We start from the raw sequence: 6,000 nt of genomic DNA on the forward strand, positions 1-6,000 counted from the left end.
GAAATTTTGTAAAAAATAGCTTGTCCTCTTACTAAATGCTTTGTTTATAGGTAATTAGAATGGGGTATAAAAGCTACATATTTCGATCTGTCTAATATTGACGAGTATTTCCACGTATGCATACTTTCAATCCGGTAACAATGTTACTAAGGAGAGGAAGTGACCGTATATGAGAAAAAAAGAAATAGCTGCAGTTATTTTTACGATGATTCTGGTGTTTACATTGGTGGCTAATCATATAGGAGCAGAAGGAAACGAGTCAAAGATTTCACTTTTGGCTGACGGAATGGAGAAACAAAATGTACGGATTGATACATGGTCTTTGTATGCCAAAAATTCTGTCGAGAAAAAGTCAATAAAAGAAGTGAAACAAATGGTAGACCAGCTTCGTCAATATAAGTGGGTCTATGAAAAAGACAGAGAAGTGTTTAAAGCGATCGGTGTGTTTGAAAATAAAAAGAAAAACATAACTGAAAAGCTTCAAATTTTGACAACCCTCACAAACAATCATTCAACAGCGTATATCCTTTATCAGGTCACAGGGGTAGGTGCACAACCAGACTGGGACAAAGTAAATGAGTATTTTCATGAGCAATCATTCGACATTTTTCACGAAAATGTTACAACTTTTGCTTGTCTTCAAGGATTACTTGATGATAATATGAAAGTTAGTTTGTATGAAAAATCACGTGAATTAGTAAATGAATTTAATGCAAATCCAGTTGAAGAACTTCAAGAAAAAGATTTTATCTCTATTTCAGGAAAAACCCCTTTATGGGAAGATTTTATTCCAACCGATAACGATAAAATAAACATTCAAATTGCATTGAGAACGGACGAAATGGGCGATTATACTAGCGTTGTAATAGGAACACCAATCATTACGTCTGAATATTAATATAGAGAAATTGGGACGCGGAGGGGAATACTTTGGAAAAAATCATCGTCCGCGGCGGTCAGAAGTTAAACGGTACAGTGAAAGTTGAAGGAGCAAAAAATGCCGTTTTGCCAGTTATCGCTGCATCTTTATTAGCTAGTGAAGAAAAAAGTATTATCAATGATGTACCTACGCTCTCCGATGTGTATACAATTAATGAAGTTCTGCGCTATTTAGGTGCAGACGTCCATTTTGAAAATAATCAAGTGATTGTAGATGCATCAAAAGAGCTAACAACAGAAGCACCATTTGAATATGTAAGAAAAATGCGTGCATCTGTTTTAGTAATGGGGGCACTTTTAGCTCGCAAAGGCCGTGCACGGGTTGCTTTACCAGGTGGCTGTGCAATCGGGTCTAGACCAATTGATCAACATTTAAAAGGCTTTGAAGCAATGGGCGCTACAATTAAAGTAGGTAACGGCTTTATTGAAGCCGAAGTAAAAGGAAGACTTAAGGGAGCTAAAATTTACCTTGATTTCCCAAGTGTTGGCGCAACTGAAAATATTATTATGGCTGCAGCCCTTGCAGATGGAACAACCGTTATTGAGAACTGTGCAAAAGAACCGGAAATTGTCGACTTAGCCAATTATATAAATGCAATGGGCGGTATTATTCGCGGAGCAGGTACAGGCACAATCCGTATTGAAGGAGTTGCCTATTTAAAAGGTGCACAGCATACAATTATTCCCGATCGTATCGAGGCTGGCACATTTATGGTTGCTGCTGCGATTACAGGCGGAAATGTATTAGTTCAAGGAGCAGTTCCAGAGCATTTAACATCTCTTGTAGCTAAAATGGAAGAGATGGGTGTTACAATCATTGAGGAAAAAGACGGTCTTCGCGTAATTGGACCTGAAAAATTAAAATCAGTTGACATCAAAACAATGCCACATCCAGGATTCCCGACAGACATGCAATCACAAATGATGGCATTATTACTACAAGCGAACGGCACAAGTATGATCACTGAAACAGTTTTTGAAAATAGATTCATGCATGTTGAAGAATTCCGCCGCATGAACGGAGATATTAAAATTGAAGGAAGATCTGTTATCATTAATGGCCCTGTAGGACTTCAGGGTGCTGAGGTTGCAGCTACTGATCTTCGTGCAGGCGCAGCACTCATCCTTGCTGGCTTATGTGCAGAAGGCCATACACGCGTAACAGAGCTTAAGCATCTTGACAGAGGCTATGTAAACTTCCACACGAAACTTCAAGCTCTTGGAGCAGATATCGAAAGAGTGAAAGAAGAAATACCAACAACATCTGATCAGCAAGCAGCTGTATCAGACTAGAGATATGCCTTCATAAAAGAAGCAGGAGTCATGACCATGGCGGCCTGCTTCTTTTATTTGTCTATAATGGTATATTTCTTTCTCCTAGCTCGAAACACTAAACGTGTACGACTTTATTAGATTACCTATAATCAAACAAATATATACATGATCTTACGAAAAACTTCTATATAGTAATAAATGTATACTCATTTGAAAGTCCCTAACTTGTCCATTCAATGGAAAGACAAACTGGTTCATATTTTTTCTGTCATAATTGCTTGTCCACGCCCATAAGATGAACTATGGATATTCCACTTAACCTAAATCTTATTGGAGGCCTTAAAACATGAAATCAATGAAACCAGTTCTCTTTACATTCGGAGCATTATTCATCATCATTCTCCTCATTCCTACATTACTCGTCACTCCTTTTATGGATCAATCCAAAGGGAAATTAGGTAAAGAACTTTCAGTTGCCAAAAGCGAAACACCCGTACTAGCCGAATCACCAGTTTCAGTCCCTGTTTATCGAAGCCAATTGGAAAAAACCGAAAATATCCCGTTAGAAGAATATGTCATTGGAGTAGTCGCGTCAGAAATGCCTGCGGAGTTTGAAACAGAAGCATTGAAGTCACAAGCATTGGCTGCAAGAACCTACATTACAAAGCGACTAATAAATAACGAAACATTAGGTACTCCTAAAGGTTCAGGTTCAATCGTCACAGATACCCAAGGGCATCAGGTTTATAAAAGCCCTCAAGAATTAAAGGAGTTATGGGGTGATGATTATACGTGGAAAATGGAAAAAATTACAGAAGCGGTTGCAGCAACGCAAGGAAAGATTCTTACATATGAAAACCAGCCAATCGATGCATCTTTCTTTTCAACAAGCAATGGATTTACAGAAAACTCTGAAGCCTATTGGCAGGAAGCTATACCTTATTTAAAGAGTGTTGAAAGTCCATGGGATGAAAAATCGCCAAAATTTTATGATCAAATGGTTATTTCCATTAAAGAGTTTGAAAATAAATTAGGAGTCAATATAGATAAGTCTATTGGAAAAATCACCGCGCTCACACCAGGAAAGCGTGTTGCAAAAGTTGAGGTTGGCGGCAAGGAATTTACCGGGCGAGAAGTTAGAGATGCACTTGGATTAAAATCATCAGATTTCACTTGGGAAATCAAAGGTGATTCCGTTGTGATTGAAACAAAAGGTTTCGGCCATGGAGTCGGCTTGAGCCAATATGGTGCAAACTTTATGGCAGAGGACGGAAAGAAATATACAGAAATTGTCGCTCACTATTATAAAGGAACAAAAGTTTCAGCAGCTGAGCCATTTTTGACGAAATATACGGCAAGCAAATAAGAGAATTCTATAAGAAGGAAAGTCCCCCAAATGAAACGATTGGGGGATTTTTTCTTTTTTAAGAGATAAGAAAGTATAAATTTTGTACTTAGTTTTGGTGTCTAGCTCCAGCGCCTAGCCCCTCTAGGGTCTAGCCACTCATGAATTGAAGGCAAAGAACGCCTTCTATTCATGAGCGTCTTATTTGCCCTAGGCTGAGCAAGGCGCTTGCGCTTTTCTTATAAGCCTCTATTTATTGTTTTCAGAGAAATATTTTTTCTTCGCAATCAAATAGGATACAGTAACCCCAATTGTATCTTTTATAAAATCAATCACCGTTGCAGAGCGTGATGGAACAAAGAATTGATGAATTTCATCGGTTAGGCCGTAAAGGATGGCGATGATTGCTGCGGCTAAGCTTGCTCTTTCACTCCACTTATGATGGGCCATAAAGGCAAACACAAGGAGCCAATAAAGTATCGCGAATTCAATCAAGTGCAAGGACTCCTTCAAAAGCGCATCAAAAGAAAAGGGTGTTTTAACAATCGCATCTGACGGATTGCTCGAAAGGATCCAAATCAAAGCCATATATAGCAAGGGTAGAATTGTAATCAAAAGCTTTTTCATGGTTGAACTCCTTTTTCAAAATACTGCTTATTTATCAAATAGTTATATGAGTGACTGAACGTACAGATAACATAATAGCACTTACCATTCACCATCATAAACCAATTAGGGAAAAGCAGCCAGACTTATAAAGCAATGTTTTAAAAAAAGAGAATTAAATGAGACTTTTTGGTGATTCCCTCCGTTTCATGATTGAAAAGTATATAAGAGATTATGAGTTCGCACTTTAAAAGTAAAAAAATGAATGGTTGACATATCTTCGACTAAAAAGCAAGTGTGAATTTCATTCAAGAAAAATAGAGGAGGAGAAATAATGTGTGGATTTGTTGGGGTTTTGTCTAATAATGGACAGGCCTCTTTAAAGATTGATCAACAGTTTAAAAAGATGAACAATATTATTTTTCACAGGGGTCCAGATGATTCTGGATATTACGCCGATCAATACATTCAACTAGGTTTTAGACGGTTAAGTATTATTGACCTAGAAGCAGGCAGTCAGCCGCTTTCTTATGATAATGGGAGATATTGGATTGTTTTTAATGGAGAGATTTATAACTACATTGAGCTAAGGGATGAATTAGAGAAGGATGGATATATTTTTCAAACTTCCTCAGACACAGAAGTACTCTTGGCTCTATATAGTCAAAGAAAAGGAAAAATGCTTTATTCCCTTAGAGGCATGTTTTCCTTTTTAATATGGGACAGTGAAAAAAATGAATTATTTGGCGCCCGAGATCCATTCGGCATTAAACCACTGTATTACCTTGAACTAGAAGATAAACTCTATTTTGCATCAGAAAGAAAGAGTATCGTGCTGGGTACTGATCTTGAATGCATTAATGAAGAATCGCTGCACCATTATTTGACCTTTCAATATGTTCCTGAACCAGCAACAATGTCAAGAGGAATAATGAAAGTGGAGCCTGGACATTATTTTTTAAAAAAACAAGATGAGGAATTAGCTATTAATTGCTATTGGAAACCGGTCTTCAAACCAGTAACCGATCAATTTACAAAATTAAAAAACGAATTACAAGAAACACTTTTGGATTCAGTAAGCATGCATATGCGCAGCGATGTACCAGTAGGTTCTTTCTTATCAGGAGGGATCGACTCCAGTTTTGTTGTTTCCTTGGCAAGAGAGTCGAATCCGAATCTCAAGACGTTTTCTGTCGGCTTTGCTACTGAAGGATATAATGAAATAGATATCGCAAAGGAAACAGCTCATGCACTAAATGTCGAAAATATTTCTTATCTCATACAACCAGAGGACTTTATAAAAGCGCTGCCAAGGATTGTCTGGTTTTTAGATGATCCCCTTGCAGATCCCTCAGCTGTTCCATTATATTTTGTTGCCAGGGAAGCAAGTAAACATGTAAAGGTTGTCCTGTCTGGGGAAGGGGCAGATGAACTTTTTGGCGGGTATAATATTTATAGAGAACCAATTGATCTAAGTGTATTTGAAAAAATTCCTCCATCTATTAAAACGTCAATGAAAATGTTTGCAGGTTTCCTGCCAGAAGGCATGAAGGGAAAAAGCTTTATTGAAAGGGGCTGCACCCCATATGAGGACAGATACATTGGAAATGCCAAGATTTTTAATAATGATGAAATAAAGCACTTAATCAAAATGTATTGGGATCATGTTTCATTTAAAGATATTACTCTTCCTCTCTATCATGAGGCCAAACACTATGACAAGGTGACCACGATGCAGCATATCGATATCCATACATGGGTAGTGTCAAAAGTTCTATGAAAAAACAACGTTTTAGTTTTAATTAACACCGAAGTGAACTTGTTGACCGCCGCAA

Annotated in this window: 4 protein-coding genes and 1 pseudogene; 4 read left to right on the forward strand and 1 reads right to left on the reverse strand. The window is 37.7% G+C overall.

The features are described 5' to 3' along the window. Positions 1-169 precede the first annotated feature (169 nt). From Q1B07_RS14210 to spoIID, 3 genes are all read left to right on the forward strand, one after another. On the forward strand, positions 170-898 hold the full coding sequence (locus tag Q1B07_RS14210) for a YwmB family TATA-box binding protein (RefSeq protein ID WP_299093403.1): 729 nt from the start codon (positions 170-172) through the stop codon (positions 896-898). A 32-nt stretch (positions 899-930) separates the two neighbouring features. After that, complete coding sequence (gene murA / locus Q1B07_RS14215) at positions 931-2,232, forward strand: UDP-N-acetylglucosamine 1-carboxyvinyltransferase (protein WP_299093402.1); 1,302 nt, start codon at positions 931-933, stop codon at positions 2,230-2,232. A 337-nt stretch (positions 2,233-2,569) separates the two neighbouring features. Next, positions 2,570-3,580 carry a stage II sporulation protein D gene (spoIID, locus tag Q1B07_RS14220; RefSeq protein WP_299093452.1) on the forward strand — a complete coding sequence of 337 codons (1,011 nt, stop codon included), beginning with the start codon at positions 2,570-2,572 and terminating at the stop codon, positions 3,578-3,580. Between the two features lie 228 nt (positions 3,581-3,808). Here spoIID and Q1B07_RS14225 read toward each other — a convergent pair whose 3' ends face one another. Continuing rightward, complete coding sequence (locus tag Q1B07_RS14225) at positions 3,809-4,186, reverse strand: VanZ family protein (protein WP_299093400.1); 378 nt, start codon at positions 4,184-4,186, stop codon at positions 3,809-3,811. A 313-nt stretch (positions 4,187-4,499) separates the two neighbouring features. On the opposite strand from Q1B07_RS14225, the pseudogene asnB reads away from it, so the two are divergent. After that, positions 4,500-5,927, forward strand: a pseudogene (asnB, locus tag Q1B07_RS14230) (asparagine synthase (glutamine-hydrolyzing)); the annotation flags it as partial. Positions 5,928-6,000 lie beyond the last annotated feature (73 nt).

Source organism: uncultured Metabacillus sp. (assembly GCF_947503125.1).
Classification (GTDB): Bacteria; Bacillota; Bacilli; order Bacillales; family Bacillaceae; genus Metabacillus.